At 72.9% G+C, this 3,710-nt stretch carries 3 protein-coding genes; 1 reads left to right on the forward strand and 2 read right to left on the reverse strand.

What is annotated here, in order from left to right; all coding sequences use genetic code 11:
* Positions 1 to 63: 63 nt before the first annotated feature.
* On the reverse strand, positions 64 to 1,098 hold the full coding sequence (locus AC2W7A_RS10370; protein ID WP_485991284.1) for an alpha/beta fold hydrolase: 1,035 nt from the start codon (positions 1,096 to 1,098) through the stop codon (positions 64 to 66).
* Complete coding sequence (locus AC2W7A_RS10375; protein ID WP_485991285.1) at positions 1,095 to 2,075, reverse strand: 2-hydroxyacid dehydrogenase; 981 nt, start codon at positions 2,073 to 2,075, stop codon at positions 1,095 to 1,097. Before AC2W7A_RS10375 ends, AC2W7A_RS10370 begins: the two co-directional genes overlap by 4 nt.
* A gap of 300 nt (positions 2,076 to 2,375) precedes the next feature.
* On the opposite strand from AC2W7A_RS10375, the gene AC2W7A_RS10380 reads away from it, so the two are divergent.
* On the forward strand, positions 2,376 to 3,710 hold a 1,335-nt coding region (locus tag AC2W7A_RS10380; protein ID WP_485991286.1), incomplete at its 3' end, for a DHA2 family efflux MFS transporter permease subunit.

Below are 3,710 nucleotides of genomic sequence, written 5' to 3' on the forward strand. Positions count from 1 at the left end.
CCGGATCCGGTGGCGGCGGATGCCGGGACGCCTGGCACGACGGCCCCATCACCCCCGAGCCGTTCATGCTGCGAGTGCTGGCGTCCGCTCTGCGCTGATCGGCAGGGCGGCGGTCTCGGCCTCCGCCGGGTCCGGTTCGGCAGCGGAGGCCGCGTCCGCGCGGCGGCCGGTGAAGTGCTCGGCGAGGTCCTCCAGCACCGTGTCCACCACGAAGGGGATGGCCCCGTGCATGGACCGCGGGGACAGCTCGAACGTGGAGGTCGGCATGGCCGCGTGCAGGCGCCGCACCACCTCCTGGAAGTAGGCCGCGGACCGCTCGCCGCACATCAGGTGCACCGGGACGGAGACCCCGGCGAAGTCCTCGGGGCGGTCGTCCTCGTGTAGGGCGGCCGTGAGCTCGCGGCTCAGCGTCGGCAGCATGCGGCGGGCCGCCCGGCCCAGCGGGGTGGCCACCAGACCGGCGAAGGTGAAGGTCAGAAACCACTCGGGCACCCGGGAGAGCACGGCGGAGGACGGCAGCCCGTGCTGGAGGATGGCCAGGCCGCGGCCGGTCCGGCCCTGGACGACCGCCTGCTCCAGGCGGGCCAGCCAGCGTGCGGTGCGCGGTCCGTCCAGGTTCACGCACGGGTCGTAGAGGGCGGTGCGCTCCGGGACCAGCTCCGTGGGGAACCCGCCGCCGCGGGCCTGCGCCTGCAGCGCGTTGAGCACCACGGAGCCGCCGAGGGAGTGACCCACCAGGTGCCGGGCCCCGGCGTGGGCCAGGACGGCGGCGAGGTCGGAGACCTCGGTGTCCATCGAGTAGTCCTCCGGCTGCGCGGCGGAGTCTCCGCGGCCGCGCCGGTCGTAGACGTCCACCGCCCAGTCCCGCCCGGACAGCTCGCGCAGGCGGGCGCGGAGCACGTGGGCGAAGGGCCTGTAGTACCAGGCGCTCAGGTGCGCTCCGACCACCACCACGACGCGGCGGCGTCCCGGGGCGTGCTCGTCGCCGCAGGTGGTGACGGCCAGGTGGGAGCCGTCCGCGGCCGTCGCCGTGGAGTGGGTGCAGCGAGCGGTGCGCAGCGCGCGCACCAGACGGCGGGTGCGGGTCAGGAGCCTCACGCGGGGTTCACGCAGGCCGGGATCTCGCCGCCGGTGGCCATGCCGATCGCATTGCGGGCGGTGAGCACGGCCATCTCGTCCCGGGTGTTCCGGGTGGCCGAGCCCAGGTGCGGCAGGACCATGACGTTGTCCAGCCCGGCCAGGCCCGCGGCCATGGCCGGCTCGTCCTCGAAGACGTCCAGGCCCGCGCCGAACAGGTGGCCCGAGCGCAGCGCCTCCACCAGAGCGGCCTCGTCCACCACGGGGCCGCGGGCGGTGTTGATCAGCACCGCGCCGCGCTTCATGCGGGCCATGACATCCGCGTCCACGAGGTGGCGGGTGTCCTCGGTGAGCGGCACGTGGAGGGAGAGGATGTCCGCGCGCTCCACGAGCTCCTCCCAGCGGACCTGCTCCACCCGGCCGGCGAGCGCGCCGAGCTCCTCGGCGGAGACCTCGCGGTGGGCCGGCGGGCGCGGGGCGAACACCACGTCCATGCCGAAGGCGAGGGCGCGCTCGGCCACGGCCTTGCCGATGCGGCCGAAGCCGGCCAGCCCCAGGGTGGCCCCCTTGACGTCCTTGCCGACCAGCAGGTCCGGCTTCCAGCCGGTGAACTCGCCGGCCCGCATCATGCGCTCGCCCTCGTAGGCGCGGCGGGTGACGCCGAGGATCAGCAGCAGGGCGATGTCCGCGGTGGCGTCCGTGAGCACGTCCGGGGTGTTGCCCACGCGGATGCCGGCGGCGGTGGCGGCGTCCACGTCGATGTTGTTGTAGCCCACCGCGTAGTTGGCGATGCCCTTGAGCTGGGCCGTCTCGAGCGTGGCGGCGTCGAACTTCTGGTCCAGGGCACAGACGACCACGTCGTAGACGCCGGAGGCGGCCAGCTCGGGCAGGGCGGCGTTGCCGCCGACGTCCTCGCCGTGGGTGACCTCACCGGCCTCGCGGAGCAGGGCCAGGCCGGGCTCGGGCAGGTCGATCATCGTGAGGAAGCGGGCGGTCATGGACACCTCCGGGGTCAGGGCGGGCGGACGGCGGGGTGCTACGGCCGCCGCGGGGGCCGGCGAGCGCCCCGCCTCGGGCACTGCGTTTCAGGCTAGGCCGGCCCGGGACGGGGGGGCAGGGGGTGAACAAGACGGAGACCGTTGACGATCGTCAACCATTGACTAGAATCAATGATTGACTTCACGCAACCACCTTCCAGAGTGCGCCGCCGTGCGCCTCGGCCCGCCGGACGCCGCCCCGCCAGGGGGCGCCCGGGGGCCCGGCGCCAGAGCCCCGCCTCCCCTGCACAGAAAGACCGCATGTCCACCACGAACCCGGAGACGTCGTCCGTCTCGATCGTCGCCGCCGACCCGCAGGTGCGGCACCGCAGGATCCTCCAGGCCCTGACCGGCCTGCTCCTCGGCATGTTCGTCTCGATGATCGCCAACACGGTGGTCTCCACGTCTCTGCCGGTGATCGTCCACGACCTCGGCGGCGACCAGTCCACCTACACCTGGGTGGTCACGGCGATGATGCTCGCCACCGCGATCGCCACGCCGATCTGGGGCAAGCTCGCGGACCTGTACTCCCGCAAGCTCCTGTTCCAGATCGCGATCGTCGTGTTCGTGGCCGCCACCGCGGCCGCCGGGTTCGCCCAGGACCCGGTGTGGATGATCTCCTGCCGCGTCCTGCAGGGCCTGGGCGGCGGCGGCCTGATCGCCCTGTCCCAGGTGATCATGGCGGACATCATCAGCCCCCGTGAGCGGGGCCGCTACATGGGCCTGTTCGGTGCGGTGATGGCTGTGGCCACCGTGGGCGGTCCGCTGCTCGGCGGCCTCGTCACGGACACCCTCGGCTGGCGCTGGAACTTCTTCGTCTCCGTCCCCTTCGCCCTCGCAGCCCTGGTGATGGTGGAGAAGAACCTCAAGCTGGAGCGCCTGCCCCGGCGGAAGGCGAACATCGACCTGCTCGGCATCGCCCTGATGGCCGCCTCCACCACCCTGCTGCTGCTCTGGGTCACCCGCGCCGGCCAGGACTTCGCGTGGGTCTCCGTCACCAGCGCCTGGATGGTGGGCGGCTCCCTGCTGGCCGCCGTCCTGTTCGTGGTGGTCGAGCGCCGCGTGTCCGAGCCGCTGATCCCCCTGCGCCTGTTCCGAGACCGCACCTTCACCCTCGCCGTGGTGGCCTCCCTGGCCGCCGGCCTGGCGATGTTCGGCTCCGGCGTCTACCTGGCCCAGTACATGCAGCTCGCCCGCGGCGCCACGCCATCCCAGGCCGGCTTCATGACGCTGCCGCTGATGGCCGCGTTCCTCGTCTCCTCCACGCTGGCCGGCCGCCGCATCACGCAGTACGGCAACTGGAAGCGGTACCTCGTGGCCGGCTCCGTGTTCCTCACCATCGGCCTCGGTCTGCTCGGCACCCTGCGGTATGACACGAACTTCGCGCTCGTCTGCCTCTACATGGCCCTGGTGGGCCTCGGCATGGGCATCATGATGCAGAACCTGGTGCTGGTTGTGCAGAACACCGCCGACCCGCACAACATGGGCGCGGCCACCTCCGGCGTCACCTTCTTCCGCACGCTCGGCGGCTCGGCCGGCGTGGCGGCGATGGGCGCCACCGGTGGCCACCACCGTGGCCGACGGCATCCGGGGCCG

The sequence above is a fragment of the Micrococcus sp. LASM2_SD2 genome, assembly GCF_057364565.1.

Bases quoted from the DNA above. Each gene is read 5' to 3' on its own strand.
- AC2W7A_RS10375 (WP_485991285.1), bottom strand. From the start codon at position 2,075: ATGACCGCCCGCTTCCTCACGATGATCGACCTGCCCGAGCCCGGCCTG.